This is a genomic window from Enemella evansiae, from assembly GCF_004362375.1.
GTDB classification, from domain to species: domain Bacteria; phylum Actinomycetota; class Actinomycetes; order Propionibacteriales; family Propionibacteriaceae; genus Enemella; species Enemella evansiae.
In genome coordinates, this window is the sequence record NZ_SNXA01000016.1 from 1 (window position 1) to 16,413 (window position 16,413).

A 16,413-nucleotide genomic window follows, 5' to 3' on the forward strand; every position below is an offset into this window, starting at 1 on the left:
GAGAAGGAACAGGCCGAAGCCGAACAAGCAGCCGACGAAGCCCGCGAACGCGAGCGGCTCCGCCGCGCCCGCAAGAACCAACGGCTTCGCGACCTGCGCCAGGCTGCCCGCGACCAGGCCAACGCAGCGCAACAGAAGAGGGCGAAGCAGACGGCGAAGAAGCCGGTTCCGCCGGATACTCAGCCTGCCCTGATTCCCCACCAGGATTAGGTTTCTGCACGCTCATCGAGTAGCGCGGCATGCGCAGCGAAGCGGAGCAATGCCGAGCGTGTCGAGATGAGCAACTCGCCTCGCGGTTCCTCTCGACACGGTCGCTGCGCGACCTACTCGAGGAACGTGAAAGACACGGTCGCTGCGCGACCTACTCGATGAACGTGGGACTTCGTCACATGACCGAAACGATCGCGAAACGCCGGCGTGAAAGACGGTTCCTAGCCTGCTGTGCAAGCAGATCCCGTATCCGGACCAGCTAGGGAGCCAGGATGTCCAGACATGTTGTGGTGGTCGGTGGTGGCCCGGCGGCGTACGCCTTCGCCCGCGCGATGGCCGACCATGCCGATGCGGGTCGCAGCACGGCGCGGGTCACGGTGTTGGCCGAGGAGCCCGCGATCCCCTATGACCGAGTGGCGCTGAGTTCCGCGCTCACCGGCACCGTCGACCTCACCCTCGGTGACGCGAGCTTGTGGGAGCGGACCGACATCGACCTGGTCACCGGCATCCGCGCGACCGCGATCGACCCGGGAACCCGCACCATCAGCACCAGTGACACCGGCCCGCTGTCCACCATCGGCTACGACGAACTCGTCCTGGCCACCGGATCCTCCGCTGCCCGACTGCCGATCCCGGGCGCGGAGGCCACCCACGTCTACCGCACCCTGGCCGACATCGACACCCTCCGCGCGGAGACCGCCCGGCTCACCACCACCCTCGGCCGCCGACCGCGTGCGGTGATCGTCGGCGGTGGCCTGCTCGGCCTGGAGGCCGCCGCCGGAATGGCCGAACTGGGTTGCGATCCCGTCGTGGTCGACCTGGCCGACTGGCTGATGGCCGCCCAGCTCGACGCCGGTGGTGGCGAGGCGCTCGGCCGGCTGGTCGCCGCGCGCGGGCTCACCCTGCGTACCGGTGTCCGCACCTCGCACGTCGCCCTCGACGCCGACGGCAACGTCGCAGCCCTCGCCCTGGTCGACGACGACCCGATCCCCGCAGACCTGGTCGTCGTCGCCATCGGGGTACGCCCCCGCGACGAACTCGCCCGCGACGCCGGCCTGGCCATCGGACCCCGCGGCGGCGCGGTGATCGGCGCGGACTGCGCCACCTCCGCCCCCGGGATCTGGGCGATCGGTGAGGTCGCCTGCTTCGACGACCGCTGCGTCGGCCTGGTCGCCCCGGCGAACGCGATGGCCGGCGTGGTCGCCGACCGGCTCTGCGGCATCCCCAGCGAGTTCGGCGGCTTCGACACCGCGACCAAGCTCAAGCTCTCCGGGGTCGATGTGGCCAGCTTCGGCGATGCCTTCGGCCACACCCCCGGCGCCCTCGAGGTCGTCTACGCCGACCCGGCTCGCGGCCTCTACCAGAAGCTCGTCCTCGACGATACCGCCACCACCCTGCTCGGCGGCGTCCTGGTCGGCGAGGCCAGCGCGTACGCCGGGCTGCGCCCGCTGCTCGGCCGCAGACTCCCCGCCGCCCCCGGCGCATACCTCGGCGTCGGCGGCGAACTCCCCACCGACGCAGGACTTCCCGACGATGCCACTCTGTGCTCCTGCAACAACGTCAGCGCCGGTACCGTGCGCGAGACCGTCCGCGGCGGCTGCTGCGACCTGGCCGAGCTGAAGCAGTGCACCCGCGCCGGCACCACCTGCGGCTCCTGCGTCCCGCTGCTGAAGAAGACCCTGGACGCCGAGCTCACCGCCGCCGGTGTCGAGGTCTCCGACGCACTCTGCGAACACCTGCCGCTCTCCCGCGCCGCCCTCTTCGAGCAGGTACGCCTGCTGGAGCTGCGGTCCTTCGACGAGGTGCTCGCCCGGCTCGGCAGCGGGCACGGCTGCGACATCTGCAAGCCGACCGTCGCCTCGGTGCTTTCCTCACTGCACAACGAATACGTGCTCGACTCCGGTCGCGGCTCGCTGCAGGACACCAACGACCGCGCGCTGGCGAATCTGCAGCGTGACGGCTCCTACTCGGTCGTGCCCCGGATCCCCGCCGGCGAGATCACCCCGGAGAAGCTGGCGGTGATCGCCGAGGTCGCGCAGGAGTTCGGCCTCTACACCAAGATCACCGGCGCGCAGCGGATCGACCTGTTCGGCGCCCGGTTGGATCAGCTGCCGCCGATCTGGAAACGGCTCGTCGATGCCGGCTTCGAATCCGGGCATGCCTACGGGAAGTCCTTGCGTACCGTGAAATCCTGCGTCGGGTCGACCTGGTGCCGTTACGGTGTCGGCGATTCGGTGGCGATGGCGATCGAGCTCGAACTGCGCTACCGCGGCCTGCGATCCCCGCACAAGCTGAAGATGGCGGTCTCCGGCTGCGCCCGGGAATGCGCCGAGGCGCAGTCCAAGGACGTCGGCGTGATCGCCACCGAGAAGGGCTGGAATCTCTTCGTGGGCGGCAATGGCGGTGCCCAGCCGGCCCACGCCCGGCAGCTCGCCACCGATGTCGACGGCGAGACCCTGATCCGGTTGATCGACCGTTTCCTCGTCTACTACGTCCGCACCGCCGACCGGTTGCAGCGCACCGCCCGCTGGCTGGAGGACCTGGACGGCGGCATCGACCATCTGCGTCAGGTGGTCGTCGAGGACTCCCTGGGGCTGGCCGAGGAGTTCGAGGAGTCGATGGCCCGGCACGTCGAGAACTACAGCGACGAGTGGGCCGACACTCTCGCCGATCCCGAACGACTGCGGCGATTCCGCTCCTTCGTCAACGCGCCGCTGACCCCCGACGAGTCGGCGCAGTATGTGATCGAACGCGGCCAGCGCCGCCCGGTCGCGCTCGGCGAAACCATCCCGGTGCGTGCGAGATGACCGGCACGATCACCCTGGTCGGCGGCGGGCCCGGTGACCCGGAGCTGCTCACCGTCGCCGCCTGCCGCGCGCTGGCCACCGCCGACGTGGTCTTCCTCGACAAGCTCGCCCCGCAGCAGGCGGTGGCCGACTGGGCACCCGGTGCCGAGGTCGTCGATGTCGGCAAACGCCCCGGCCACCATGCCGTGCCCCAGCAGCAGATCGAGCAGCAGATGATCGCCCGGGCCCGCCGCGGGCAGCGGGTGGTCCGGTTGAAGGGCGGCGACCCGTTCGTCCTCGGCCGCGGTCACGAGGAACTGCAGGCCGCCGAGGCCGCCGGCGTACCGGTCCGGGTGATCCCCGGCATCAGCTCGGCCGTCGCCGTCCCGGCCGCGGCCGGGATCCCGGTCACCCACCGCGGCATCGCACACGGTTACACGGTGCTCTCCGGCCACGTCCCACCGACCGACGAACAACTCGACGCGCTGGTCCGGCTCGGCAGCACCCTGGTGGTGCTCATGGGGATCGGTACGCTGCCCCAGCTCGGCGCCGGCCTGCTCCGCGCCGGCATGGCCGCGACCACCCCGGTCGCCGCCGTCGAACGGGGCACCGCACCCGATCAGCAGGTCACCACCAGCGACCTGGCCGGCCTGCTCGCCGGTGCGCTGCACGCCGTCCGATCTCCTGCCGTGGTGGTGATCGGTGAGGTGGTACGCCTCGGCGACGCCAGCCGTCTTGCGGCTGGTCATAGGGTGGCCTCGTGAACGCGGAACTGACCGGTTTCACGATCGCGGTGACCTCGGACCGGCGCTCGGCCGATCTGCTGACCGCCTTCGAGCGTCGCGGCGCCCGGGTCTGCCATCTGCCGCTGCTGCGCACCGCCCCGGCCGAACGCGACGAGGTCCTGCTCGCCGAGACCCGGGCGATCATCACCGCCCGGCCCGATGCGGTGATCGTGACCACCGCCTACGGACTGCGCCGATGGACCGAGGCCGCCGACGCCGCCGGGCTGCTGGACGACCTGCTCGCCGCACTCTGGAATGCCGAACTGCTGATCCGCGGACCGAAGGCCCGTGGCGCGGTCCGCGCGGCCGGCCTGGACGATGCCGAGGCGCATTTCGGCGACCTGACCGGTGACCTGGTCGATCGGCTGATCACCGACGGTGTCGACGGCACCCCGCTCGCCGGCAGCACCGTCGCGATCCAGCTGCACGGCTACGCCGACCACAGCCAGCTGGACCGGCTGCGCGGCGCCGGTGCCACCGTGCTGAGCGTCGAGCCCTACCGCTGGTTGCCCGGTGATGCCGCGCACGCGGACCGGTTGGTGACCGGGGTCTGCGACGGGGAGCTGGATGTGCTCACCTTCACCTCCGCGCCGGCGGTGGACGCCCTGCTGGACCACGCCCGCGCGCATCCCCGGGGCGCCGAGTTCTTCGCCGCGCTCCGCGAGGGGGAGACGACCGCTGCCGCCATCGGCCCGGTCACCGCACAGGGCCTGATCGCGGCCGCCATCGAACCGGTGGTGCCCGAGCGCTATCGCCTCGGCGCGCTGGTCCGCGCCGTCACCGAGCACCTCACCGCACACCGCCGCCGCAGCGTGTCGACCGCCCTCGGCGAGCTGGAGATCCGCGGCCACGCGGCCCGGATCGGTACGCAGACGGTGCCGCTGTCACCGGTATCGCTGCGACTGCTGACCCGACTGGCGGACAGCCCCGGCCGGGTGGTGCCGCGCGAGGAACTGGCCGGCCTGCTGCCCACCGGCGCCAGCGACCACGCCCTCGATGTGGCGATCAGCCGGCTCCGCGGCGCCCTGCCGGACAACCTGGTGCGCACCGTGGTGCGTCGCGGCTATCTGTTGCAGCGTTGAGAAGGTGAGAATGCGGCGGCTCAACCGCCGAGTTCGACCGAACGGTCCCGAGCGGCGGTCAGCGCATCGGCGAAGGCGGTCCGCAACCCGCCGGCCTCCAGCGCGGCCAGCGCGGCCGCGGTGGTGCCACCGGGTGAGGTGACCTGCTCGCGCAGCAACGTCGGATGCTCCCCGGATTCCTGCAACAGCGTGGCACTGCCGAACAGGGTCTGGGTGACCAGCTCCCGGGCGACATCACGCGGCAGGCCCAGGGTGACCGCGGCATCGGTCATCGCCTCGGCGACCAGGAAGAGGTACGCCGGCCCGGAGCCGGAGACCGCGGTGACCGCGTCCTGCTGCTTCTCCGGCACCACCAGCACCTTGCCGGTGCCGCCCAGCATTTCCTTCACCAGTTCGAGTTGTGCGTCGGTGGCATGCGCACCCGGGGAGGCGACGGCCATCCCCTGGCCGACCCGGGCCGGGGTGTTCGGCATCACCCGGACCACCGCGGTGCCCTCGGGCAGCGCCTCCTCGATGGCGGCCGAGGTGACCCCGGCGGCCAGCGAGACCACCAGCACCTCGTCGGCCAGGTCGTCGGCCACCTCGGCGAGCACGCTCGCCACATCCTGCGGCTTGACCACCAGCAGCACCACCTCGGCGCTGCGGACCGCGTCGGGGCCGGTGGCGGTGTCCACACCGTGCCGTTCGGTGAGCTCGGCGGCGCGTTCGGCCCGCTTCTCGGCCACCACGACATCGCTGGGGGCGTACCCGCCGCGCAGCAACCCGCCGAGCACGGTCTCCCCCATCACCCCGCCGCCGAGCAGCGCGACCCTCGTCATGCGGTGGGAACCCGCTGGGAGAGCACCACCTCGGCGATCTGTACCGCGTTCAACGCCGCACCTTTGCGCAGGTTGTCGTTGGAGGCGAAGAGCACCAGACCGCGCCCCTCGGGGGCGGACTGATCGGCGCGGATCCGGCCGACATAGGAGGGGTCGGCGCCGGCGGCATCGCGCGGGGTGGGCACATCCATCAGCTCGACACCGGGGGCATCGGCGAGCAGTTCGGTGGCCTGCTCGGGGCTGATCGGGCGCTCGAACTCGGCGTGCACGGCGAGCGAGTGCCCGGTGAACACCGGTACCCGGACGCAGGTGCCGGCGACCAGCAGCTCCGGCAGGTGCAGGATCTTGCGCGACTCGTTGCGCAGCTTCTGCTCCTCATCGGTCTCACCGGAGCCGTCGTCGACCAGCGCACCGGCCAGCGGCAGCGCGTTGAACGCGATCGGCTTGACGTAGGGGGCGGGGTCGGCGACCTCGCCGATCCGGCCGTCGAAGGTCAGCTCGGTCAGCTCGTCGGTGGCGGCGACCTGGTCGGCGAAGGCCTGCACCGCGGAACCGCCGGAGCCGGAGACCGCCTGATAGGTGGCGACCTGCAGCCGCTGCAGACCGGCCGCATCGGTGAGCGGCTTGAGCACCGGCATGATCGCCATCGTGGTGCAGTTCGGGTTCGCGATGATGCCCTTCGGCGGCTCGATGCAGTCTTCGGGATTGACCTCGGCGACCACCAGCGGCACCTCGGGATCCAGCCGCCAACCGGAGGAGTTGTCGATCACGATCGCACCCGCCGCGGCGACCTTCGGGGCGTACTCCTTGGAAGCTCCCTTGCCGGCGGAGAACAGTGCGATGTCCAGGCCGGAGAAGTCAGCGGTGGCCATGTCCTCCACGGTCACCGGCTGGCCGTTGAAGTCCAGGGTCTTGCCGGCGGACCGGGCCGAGGCGAAGAACCGGATCTCATCGACCGGGAAGTCACGTTCGACCAGCAGATCGCGCATCACGCCGCCGACCTGGCCGGTGGCACCGAACACACCTACGCGCATGGGGTTTCACTCCAAGACTGTGGACCGGGTACGCCTGCTGCCCCGGGTTGCTCGGGCAAGCCTACGACGGGTGGCGCGGGGAGGACGAAAGATCTCGGCGGGCGGGCTCGCGTACCGCCGGCAGACAGGCGAGCGCCACGATCACCGCGGCCCCGACCACCAGCAGGGCCCGCAGCACGCCGAAGTGCTCGCCGAGGAAACCCAGCAGCGGCGGCCCGGCGAGGAAGGCGGTGTAGCCGATGGTGGACACGGTCGCCACCCGGGCCGGCGCGCGGTCGGGATCGTCGGCGGCGGCACTCATCCCGACCGGGAACCCCAGGGCGACCCCCATGCCCCAGACGGCCACACCGAGATAGGCCACCGGGGTCGGGCCGAAGACCACCAGCAGACAGCCGAGCACGGCGGCGATCATGGTGATGCGCAGCACCGGTACCCGGCCGTAGCGGTCGAGCACGTGCGTGCCGACCAGCCGGCCGGCGGTCATGCAGGTCAGGAAGACCGCGAAGGCGAGGATGCCCGCCCAGCTGGGTACGCCGTGGCCGGAGACGAACGCCTCGGCGATCCAGTCGTTGGCGGTGCCCTCGGTGAACGCGGCCACCATCACCACGATGCCGATGAGCAGGGTGCGGCGTTCGGTCCAGGCCGAGCGGGTCACCACTGGGGTGGTGTCATCGGGCCGTGGTTCCACGTGGTGCCGCAGGCCACGCAGCGGCCGGGTGCCGATCACGACCGCGACCAGCAGCACCACGACCAGCGCGGGGATGTGCACCGCCAACGGGATCCGCGCCGCGGAGGCTGCCGCACCGATCAGCGCCGAGGCGACCGTGCCGCCGCTGAACGCGGCGTGGTAGCGAGGCATGATCGAGCGGCCGAGGCGGTGCTCGACATCGGCTCCGGCCATGTTCATCGAGGCGTCCCACAGGCCCATCCCGAGCCCGGTGAACGCCAGCCCGACGGCCACCACCGTCGGCAGGGACCAGACCGTGACGCCGAGGGCGGCCACGCTGACCCCGACGCTGGCCACGCTCGCGCCGGTCAGGATGGCGCGGGACAACCCGATCCGCTGCACGATCAGTCCCGACAACGGCAGGGCGGCGACCGCACCGATGGACAGGCACAACAGCAGCAGTGAGAACTGTGCGGTGCTGACCTCGAGCTGCCGGATGGCGTCGGGAATGCGGGATGCCCAGGCGGCGAACAGGCCGCCGTTGGCGACGAAGGCCAGATAGACCGCACCGGAGGCGCGGTGCAGGTCGACGTCGGTGCGCGGTTCGGATGAGGTCGGCGTGGCGGTCACGGTGCGGCTTTCGGGTCGGTGTGGTCGGTTGTGTCGAATCGATTCGATCGAATCGATTCGTTATGCTGTCAGGCATGCCCACCGGTCGTCAACCCACTGCGCACCCGCGTCCGACGCTGCGCGACGTCGCCGAACGCGCCGGGGTCGCCGCCTCCACCGCCTCCCTGGCATTCAGCGAACGCGGCTCGGTGGCACCGGCGACCGTCCGCCGAGTCCGCGAGGCCGCGGCAGAACTGGGCTACCTCGGCCCCGATCCGCTGGCCGCCTCGCTGCGCCAGGGGCGCAGCGGGATCGTCGGCGCCTTCGCGGAGTCACGCCTGGCGTACGCCTTCCGAGATCCCTGCGCCGCCGCCATGCTCGAGGGACTGAGCCAGGTGCTGTACGAGATGCAGGCCGGCCTGCTGCTGATCCACGATCCCGGTGATGGCCCGCTCCGCGCGGCGGCGCAGCCGATGGACGCGGCGGTCTTCCTGTTCTGCGGTGAGGAGACGAACCCGCTGGTGGCCGGTCTCGAGGCCCGGGGGGTACCGATCATCGGCACCGGGGCTCCGCTCGGGGAGAGCGTGCGGCACGTGCGCATCGACGAGCGCGGTGCATCCGCCCGGATCACCCGGCTGCTGCTCGAGCTCGGCCACCGCCCCGACCGGTTGGCCCACCTGATGATGCCGCTCACCCGGCACAGCCCGACCGAGCTGACCACCCTCACCGGCGCGGCCGAATCGGCCTATCCCGACACCCGGGAGCGCGCACTCGGTTTCGCCGATGTCGCGGGCTGGGACGTCCCGGCCGCGCAGACCTCCGAGTCCGATGTCGAGCAGGGTCGGCTGGCCGCGGGCCTGCTGCTGGATGCCGACCAGCCACCGACCGCGATCGTCGCCCAGAGCGATCTGCTGGCCGTCGGTGCGATCCAGGCGGCCACCGACCGCGGGCTGCGGGTGCCCGAGGACCTGTCGGTGACCGGATTCGACGGGGTCGCACTGCCGTGGTTTCCGCACCGGTTGACCACGATCGACCAGCACGCGGTCGCCAAGGGCAGGGCCACCGGGGAGATGCTGCGCGCGGTGCTGAACGGCGAATCACCTCCGGATCGGATGCTGCCGGTCGATCTGCGGATCGGGGACACCACCGCCGCACCGGCGGGCGCTGCATAATCGGCCGCATGAGTGAGTCCCGGGACCTGAGCAGATTCGCCTGGCTGGCGATCGCGACGGCCATCGTCACGATCACGCTGAAGGCCGGGGCCTGGGCGCTCACCGGATCGGTCGGCCTGCTGTCGGACGCCGCCGAGTCGGTGGTGAACCTGGTCGCCGCGGTGGTCGCCCTGGTGGCGCTCAAGGTCGCCGCCCGGCCGGCGAATCCGCGCTATCCGTTCGGCCGGACCAAGGCCGAATACCTGTCCGCGGCCGTCGAGGGCACGATGATCTTCGTCGCCGCCGGGGTGATCTGCGTGACCGCGGTGGAGCGCTTCATCAACCCGCGGCCGCTGGAGAATGTCGGCATCGGCCTGCTCGTCTCGGTCGTCGCCTCGGTCATCAACGGTGTGGTCGGGATGATCCTGATCCGGGCCGGGCGGAAACACCGTTCGATCACCCTGACCGCCGACGGCAAGCACCTGATGACCGATGTGGTCACCTCGGCCGGGGTGCTGATCGGCGTCGGCCTGGTCTGGCTCACCGGGTGGGACCGGCTCGACCCGATCGTCGCCTTCGCGGTCGGGGTGAACATCATCATCACCGGCACCCGGCTGATCACCGAGTCGATGTCCGGGCTGCTCGATGCCGCCCTGCCGAAGGCGGAGAGCGAGGCGCTGATCGAGGTGCTGCGCCGCCGCAGCAGCGACGAGGTCGCCTTCCACGGCCTGCAGACCCGGGTCGCCGGGCATCAGCGATTCGCCAGTGTGCACGTGCTCGTACCCGGGGTCTGGACCGTGCAGCGCGGCCACGATTTCGCCGAGGAGATCGAGAACGAGCTGCGTGCCACCATCCCCGATCTGACCGTGACCACCCATCTGGAGCCGATCGAGGACCCGGCCTCCTGGGCCGACATCCCGGTCGGTGAGGTGCCGCTCGAACCCTGACGACCCGCCCGGACGTACGCCCTACTCGGCGGCCGGTGCCGTGGCCTGGGCGGCCTGCACCTCGTCGCGGTCCGGACCGTACGCCCCCGCGCGGCTGACGGTGATCGCCGCGGTGACGATGGCGCGTTGCAGGGCGGGTTGCACGTCCGCCCAGCCGGCCACGGCGAGCCGGTCGGCGGCCGCGCGGGAGCCGATGAAGCCGGCGTCGACCAGGCCGCTGATCAGCCCGGCCATGAACGAATCCCCGGCGCCGACGGTGTCGGCGACGGTGACCGGCAGCTGATCGAGTTTCAGCACCTCGGGTTCGCTGGCCAGTGCGGCGAGCGCACCCCAGGGCCCGCGAGTGATCACCACCAGCGAGGGGCCGCGCTCCCGCCAGCCGGCGATCACCTCCTCCAGCGGCACATCGCCATAGAGCCACTCGATGTCCTCATCGGAGGCCTTGACCACATCGGCCAGTCCGATCAGTTCCTCGATCCGGGGCTGCACCGCCTCCGCGCTCTCCATCAGCGCCGGGCGGATGTTCGGGTCGTAGGAGACCGTGCCCTGTTCGCGCAGCTTGAGCACCGCGGCGACCACCTGGCTGCCGCCGGGTTCCAGGGTGCAGGCGAAGCTGCCGGTGTGCAGGTGCTGGTAGTCATCGGCCGGCGGCTTCGGCAGCCGCCATTCCAGGTCGAAGGTGTAGTCGGCGTGGCCGTGCAGGTCGAGGGTGGCGTACGCCACCGGGGTGCGCTCGGCCTCCTCCGATCCCTCGGCCAGGCTCGCACCGGCCGCGCTCACCCAGTCCCGGATCCGCTCCCCCCGTTCGTCACGGGCGATCCATGTCTGGATGGTCGAGTCGTGACCGAGCCGGCCGAGCCCGCACCCCACGTTGAGCAGGCTGCCGCCCACGTGCTCGGATGTGCGGCCGTGCTGGTCCACCACATCGATCAGTGCCTCGCCCACGCTCAGCAGTCGGATCCTCGTCATCGCTGTCCTTCCCGGGTCGGTGTGCTCACATCATCGGTCACACCGAGCCTGGCCTCCATCTCCTCCAGCGGCACGCCCTTGGTCTCGGGCATCACCTTCAGCACCCAGATCAGCTGCCCGATCATCGCCACGAAGAAGATCAGGAAGGCCACCCCGCCACCCAGGGCACCGATGATCGGCGGGAACGCGAACGAGGTGATCGCCGCGAACACCCAGTGGGTAAGGGATCCCAGTGACTGGCCCCGCCCGCGGATCCGGTTCGGGAAGATCTCGGAGATGAACACCCAGATCACCGACCCCTGACCGAAGGCGTGGGCGGCGATGAAGACCATCAACCCGAGCAGCACCAGCACACTGGAGGTGGAGTTGAAGCCGATCCGCTCATAGAAGAACATCACCCCGGACAGGAATCCCAACGACAGCAGGTATCCGATCGAACCGACGATCATCAGGCTGCGTCGCCCGATCCGGTCGATCACGGTCAGCGCGGCCATCGTCGCGACCAGGTTCATCGCACCGACCCCGACGCTCATCAGGAAGGCGGCGTTGGTGCTGGCACCGGCGGCCTCCATCACCCGGGGGGCGTAGTAGAGGATCGCGTTGATGCCCGACATCTGGTTGAAGAAGGCGATCGCGACCGCGAGCATGATCACCCGCATGTGCCCCTTGGTGAAGAAGGGGACGCTGGGCGCGTGGGCGGCGTCCTGCAGGGATCTCGAGATCTCGGCGAGCTGGTCGTCGGATTCGGCCCGGGTCATCGTGAGCCGCTCCGAGACCTCCCGGGCCTCGTCCTGTCTGCCGTGCGCCATCAACCAGCGCGGGGTCTCCGGGACGGTGAACAGCAGCAGCAGGAAGACCACCGACGGGATCGCCATCACCCCGAGCATCCAGCGCCAGGCGTGCTCACCGTCGATCAGCGCGCGGATGATCGCGTTGGAGGCGTAGGCCACCAGGATGCCGAGAACGATGTTGAACTGGACCAGGCCGACCAGCTTGCCGCGGTTCTTCGGCGGGGACACCTCGGCGGTGTAGATCGGGGCGCACACCGAGGACGCGCCGACACCGATGCCGCCGATGAAGCGGAAGATCTGCAGGGCCACCACATTCGGCGCGAACGCCGAACCGAGCGCACCGATCAGATAGAGCACGCCGATCACGTAGAGGACCTTCTTGCGGCCGTACCGGTCGGCGGGCTGCCCAGCGATCAGGGCACCCAGGATGGTGCCGATCAGGGCGGTGGTGACGGTGAAGCCGAGCATCCCGTCGCTGAGGCCGAAGACCTCCTGGATCGAGCCCTCGGCACCCGAGATGACCGCGGTGTCGAAGCCGAAGATCAGACCGCCGAGCGAAGCGACGATCGCACTACGAATCACCAATGGCTTCATGTCGTCACCCTAGACCCGCCCCGCGACCCGCGACAGTGCCAATTACGCGACCCGCGACAGTGCCAATTACGCGACCCGCGACAGTGCCAATTCCGTGGGCCGGGGACACCAGGTCCGGGTCACAGCCAGCTGACCCGGCCGGCGACCAGGGCGTACCCGACGAAGGCGGCGATGTTGATCAGCGTGTGCGCGATCACCAGTGGCATGGTTCGCTTCCCGCGCAGGAAAAGCAGCCCGAACACCAACCCCATGAACACGTTGCCGATGAACTGGCCGAAGCCCTGGTAGAGGTGGTAGCTGCCGCGGATCAGCGCCGAGCCGATCAGGATCGGCAGCCAGGCCACCAGCCCGGCCGGCGGGGTGGGTCGCCACTGGCTGAACCGGAGGAACAGATAACCCAGCATCAGCACCTCCTCGAGCACCCCGTTCATCGCCGCGGACAGCACATAGACCGGTACGGTCCACCAGTTCTCGGCCAGGTTGGCCGGCTCGACGGTGGCGTTGATGCCGAGTTGCCGGGCCAGCAGATAGAACCCGAGTCCGGGGATGCCGATCGCCGCGGCGATCGCGAAACCGCGTACCAGATCCGAACCCGGGCGGGTCAGGTCGAACCCCAGCCGCCGGTTCGCCGGCAGCCCGATCCGATCCCCCGGCCAGGCCCGCCGACCCGGCAGCTGGGTGAGCAGATAGAGCGCGAGCACCACCGGTACCAACGGAAAGGCGAGGTTGGCGAGCTGGTACGTCAGGTCGAGCCAGGGCCGATCCGGGGTCGCCGAACTGTTCATCGACGCGGTCTGCTGGTTCAGCGGCTGATCGCGGGTCAGCCGTTCCACGATACGCAGCACCGAATAGACCCCGGACTGGCCGAGCGAGAGAGCCAGCACGATCACCATCTCGACCAGCGGCCGGCCACTGCGGCCGACCGGTGCCGCCACCGCGGTGCTCATCGGGCGCTCACGGGGTGAACGTTTCGATGACCGCGATCACGATGAACCAGGCGACGACGAGCAGCGCCACCACCCCCATCGCCAGGGCGGCGATGCGGAAGGGGCTGTTCGGCTTGTCACCGCGGGGTGCTCGCTGCATTTTTCCTTCCCTGGTGGGGATCGGGGGTTCTCAGTCGGTGCGGTGCACCAGACCGCGCGGCAGTTCGCTGAGCCCACCGGGATCCTCGGTGAGCCGGCGGGCGAGATAGCAGGACCAGTCCTCACCGTAGGGCAGATTGGTCCGCACCAGCAGACCGGCCGCGATCAGCCGGCGCCGGTCCACCGGGTGCATCCGGTGATCCAGCAGGAACTCCTGGGCGGTGGCCTCCCGGTGCTGGCGGCGGACCAGGTCGGCGCCGATGGCGAGCAGCCGCGGATCATGGGTGGCGATCACCGGCGTACCGGCGCCCTCCATCAGGATCCGCAGGCAGCGGACGAACGAGCGGTCGACCGCGGCCGGTTCGACGTGCGCGGCATCGGCCACCGGGCGTACCGACAACCGCACCAGCCGGACCCGCATGCCCTTCTCGGCGAGCAGCTGGGCGTCGGTCTCGGCGCGGTGCAGATGGGCGGGCAGCTGCACACCCAGGGTGCCGCGGAACTCGGCGTGCAGGTCCTGGGCCAGGGCCAACCCGGCACCGGCCCCGCGGGCCCCCTCGGGATCCAGGCTGATCCGATGCCCCTGCTGCTCGGCGGCCCGGCAGACGGTGACCAGATGGGAGCGCGCGACCGGTCCGGGATCGGCGTCGGCGACCAGCGCGGCCAACCGCACCGAGACCTCGGCACCCTCGATCCCGGCCGCGGTGAGCCGGTCCAGCAGCCGCAGGTACGCCGCCTCGGAGGCCTGGGCGCGCAGCACCGTGCCGGCCGGGTGCCGCAACGGTTCCAGGGCGACCAGCCGCTCGGTGTCGGCCAGCCCGCGGGCCACCTCGATCACCCGGACCTCATCGGCGGGGCCGAGATGGCGGCTCGCCAGCACCCGGCCGGCGGGGGTGTTGTCCAGCGCCGTGGCCAACCGCCCGTTGCGCGCGGCCATCCGGACCAGGGACCTGAGCACGTCCGCCTCCTCAGTCGTTGCCGGTTCAGGACGGGTCGGTGACCGCGGCGAGATGGGTGCGGGCGAAGGCCAGCGACTCGACGAGATCGGTCTCCCGCTGCTGCCGACTGCCGCTGCCGCGGGTGTTCACCTCCAGCACCACATCACCGGTGAAGCTCGGCTCGGCGGACAGGTACTGCAGCAGTTCGGCCGCCGGCTGGTCACCGCGCCCGGGTACCAGGTGCTCGTCCTTGAACGAGCCACGGCCATCGGTGAGGTGCACGTGCTCGAGCCGACCCGCCCAGGCCTTGGCGAGCTGCAGCGCGTCCTGCTTGGCGGTCGCCGCATGGGACAGGTCGAGGGTCAGATGGTCGTAGTCCAGCTCGCTGGGATCCCACCCCGGCCGATAGGCCTTCATCTCCCCCGTCGGGGTCCGCCACGGATACATGTTCTCCACACAGAAACGGATTCCGGTGGTCGTGGTGAGCCGGCGCACGCCCTCGACGAAACCCGCGGCGTAGCGGCCCTGCCAGCGGAACGGCGGATGCACGACCACGGTCTCGGCACCCAGCTGCAGGGCGGCCCGGGCGGAACGTTCGAGCTTCTCCCAGGGATCGGACCCCCACACCCGGGGTAGCAACAGCAGGGTGGGTGCGTGCACCGAGACCACCGGCAACTGGTGATGGTCACGCAGCCGCTCGACGGCATCGACATCCATCGACACCGGATCCAGCCCGACCATCAGCTCGACCCCGTCGTAGCCGATCCGCCCGGCCCACTCGAAGGCGGCCGCCGTCGACTCGGGATAGACCGAGGAGGTGCTGAGGGCCACCCGTGGGCCCGAACTGCTGCTGCTCATCGGAATCAGCGTACCCATCACCCGTCAGCGGGTGGGTTCAGTGCGTCGCCTCGACGCCCACACCGTTGCCGTTGAAGTAGTCCAGATGGTCGAGGTGGTTGAGGATGATGCCCTCACGGAGCGCCCAGGGACAGATCTGCAGGGCCTCCATGCCGGCGAGTTCCATCACCGATTCGGCGACCACCGCCCCGGCCAGCAGCTGCGGGGCGCGGCCGGCCGAGACGCCGGGCAGTTGGGTGCGCTCGGCGGGTTTCATCTTCGCGATCCGCTCGACGGCCTCGGACAGTGCCTCACGGCGCAGCACCCGCGGCACATAGGGGCCGTCGGCGGCCGGTGCGGTCCCGGTGATCCGGCCGAGGGTGCGGAAGGTCTTGGAGGTGGCCACCGAGCGGTCGAAGGGGCCGCGGCGCAGCACCTCACCGATCACCGAGCCGATCTCGGCGCGCACGTGGCGGCGCAGCGCGGTCACGTCCTTGCCGCCGAACCGCCGCGCCATCCGACCGGCACCGACCGGCACCGACAGCGCCACCTCCGGGTCCTCATCGGGCCCGGCGGCGATCTCCAGCGAGCCACCGCCGATGTCGAAGACGCTCAGCGTGCCGGCCGACCAGCCGTACCAGCGGCGTACCGCCAGGAAGGTCGCGCGCGCCTCGTCCTGACCGGAGAGCACCCGCAGCGCGACACCGGTCTTGCGTTCCACCTCGGCGATCACCTCGTCGCAGTTGCTCGCCTCGCGCAGCGCCGAGGTGACGAACGGCAGCATCTCCGCACATCCGGTGTCCTCGGCGAACTCCTTGGACGAGGCCACCATGTCGACCAGCGCATCGATGCCCTTGCGGCTCATCCGGCCGTCGGCCTCCAGATGTTCGGCCAACCGCAGCTCCCGCTTGTGCGAGGCCGCCGGGATCGGCGCACCACCCACGCGGGCGTCGACCACCAGCAGATGAACGGTGTTGGATCCGATGTCCAGTACCCCAAGTCGCACCCGCCCATCTTTGTCCTCCACCGCGTCCGGTGCCAATCCCCGAGCAGTGTCCGGACCGGGCCCGGGCACCGATCCGGCGGAGTTGCGTACGCCGGTAGGGTCGC

At 70.6% G+C, this 16,413-nt stretch carries 16 protein-coding genes; 6 read left to right on the forward strand and 10 right to left on the reverse strand.

The features are described 5' to 3' along the window. From C8D81_RS21100 to C8D81_RS20395, 4 genes are all read left to right on the forward strand, one after another. Positions 1-210: hypothetical protein (locus C8D81_RS21100; RefSeq protein ID WP_208109430.1), on the forward strand; the 210-nt coding region annotated here is incomplete at its 5' end. 272 nt (positions 211-482) lie between these two features. Then, positions 483-3,017 carry a nitrite reductase large subunit NirB gene (nirB, locus tag C8D81_RS20385; protein ID WP_094430482.1) on the forward strand — a complete coding sequence of 845 codons (2,535 nt, stop codon included), beginning with the start codon at positions 483-485 and terminating at the stop codon, positions 3,015-3,017. Continuing rightward, positions 3,014-3,760, forward strand: a complete 747-nt coding sequence (gene cobA, locus C8D81_RS20390; protein ID WP_094399341.1) for a uroporphyrinogen-III C-methyltransferase — start codon at positions 3,014-3,016, stop codon at positions 3,758-3,760. The genes nirB and cobA overlap by 4 nt, the downstream gene beginning before the upstream one ends. Continuing rightward, on the forward strand, positions 3,757-4,863 hold the full coding sequence (locus C8D81_RS20395) for a uroporphyrinogen-III synthase (protein WP_094430484.1): 1,107 nt from the start codon (positions 3,757-3,759) through the stop codon (positions 4,861-4,863). Before cobA ends, C8D81_RS20395 begins: the two co-directional genes overlap by 4 nt. Positions 4,864-4,883: 20 nt before the next feature. Here the strand turns inward: C8D81_RS20395 and proC are convergent, their stop codons facing one another. From proC to C8D81_RS20410, 3 genes are all read right to left on the reverse strand, one after another. Beyond that, positions 4,884-5,681: a pyrroline-5-carboxylate reductase gene (gene proC / locus C8D81_RS20400; RefSeq protein ID WP_094430486.1), complete on the reverse strand. Its 798-nt coding sequence runs from the start codon at positions 5,679-5,681 to the stop codon at positions 4,884-4,886. Continuing rightward, a complete protein-coding gene (locus C8D81_RS20405) occupies positions 5,678-6,715 on the reverse strand; it encodes an aspartate-semialdehyde dehydrogenase (protein ID WP_094430488.1) in 1,038 nt (345 codons plus the stop codon). The genes proC and C8D81_RS20405 overlap by 4 nt, the downstream gene beginning before the upstream one ends. Positions 6,716-6,776: 61 nt before the next feature. Continuing rightward, a complete protein-coding gene (locus C8D81_RS20410; protein ID WP_208109431.1) occupies positions 6,777-8,012 on the reverse strand; it encodes an MFS transporter in 1,236 nt (411 codons plus the stop codon). 74 nt (positions 8,013-8,086) lie between these two features. Between C8D81_RS20410 and C8D81_RS20415 the strand changes: the two genes are divergently transcribed. After that, the gene (locus C8D81_RS20415) at positions 8,087-9,163 is read left to right on the forward strand and encodes a LacI family DNA-binding transcriptional regulator (RefSeq protein WP_094405062.1); all 1,077 of its coding nucleotides are present in this window, start codon (positions 8,087-8,089) and stop codon (positions 9,161-9,163) included. Positions 9,164-9,171: 8 nt separating this feature from the next. Next, positions 9,172-10,089, forward strand: coding sequence for a cation diffusion facilitator family transporter (locus C8D81_RS20420; protein ID WP_094405061.1), 918 nt, complete (start codon positions 9,172-9,174; stop codon positions 10,087-10,089). Positions 10,090-10,110: 21 nt separating this feature from the next. On the opposite strand, the gene C8D81_RS20425 is transcribed toward C8D81_RS20420, so the two are convergent. The 7 genes from C8D81_RS20425 to C8D81_RS20450 form a co-directional block, all read right to left on the reverse strand. Next, on the reverse strand, positions 10,111-11,058 hold the full coding sequence (locus C8D81_RS20425) for a PfkB family carbohydrate kinase (protein WP_094405060.1): 948 nt from the start codon (positions 11,056-11,058) through the stop codon (positions 10,111-10,113). After that, positions 11,055-12,443: a sugar porter family MFS transporter gene (locus C8D81_RS20430; RefSeq protein WP_094358926.1), complete on the reverse strand. Its 1,389-nt coding sequence runs from the start codon at positions 12,441-12,443 to the stop codon at positions 11,055-11,057. Before C8D81_RS20430 ends, C8D81_RS20425 begins: the two co-directional genes overlap by 4 nt. Positions 12,444-12,562: 119 nt before the next feature. Continuing rightward, complete coding sequence (locus C8D81_RS20435) at positions 12,563-13,390, reverse strand: CPBP family intramembrane glutamic endopeptidase (RefSeq protein WP_133626703.1); 828 nt, start codon at positions 13,388-13,390, stop codon at positions 12,563-12,565. Positions 13,391-13,397: 7 nt separating this feature from the next. Continuing rightward, positions 13,398-13,529 carry a hypothetical protein gene (locus tag C8D81_RS21825; RefSeq protein ID WP_267489550.1) on the reverse strand — a complete coding sequence of 44 codons (132 nt, stop codon included), beginning with the start codon at positions 13,527-13,529 and terminating at the stop codon, positions 13,398-13,400. 30 nt (positions 13,530-13,559) lie between these two features. Beyond that, positions 13,560-14,486, reverse strand: coding sequence for a proline dehydrogenase family protein (locus tag C8D81_RS20440; protein ID WP_094405058.1), 927 nt, complete (start codon positions 14,484-14,486; stop codon positions 13,560-13,562). Positions 14,487-14,511: 25 nt separating this feature from the next. Continuing rightward, complete coding sequence (locus tag C8D81_RS20445) at positions 14,512-15,324, reverse strand: sugar phosphate isomerase/epimerase family protein (protein WP_094399552.1); 813 nt, start codon at positions 15,322-15,324, stop codon at positions 14,512-14,514. A gap of 37 nt (positions 15,325-15,361) precedes the next feature. After that, entirely contained in the window at positions 15,362-16,309 is a 948-nt protein-coding gene (locus C8D81_RS20450) for a Ppx/GppA phosphatase family protein (protein WP_094358932.1), read from the reverse strand. Positions 16,310-16,413: the final 104 nt, after the last annotated feature.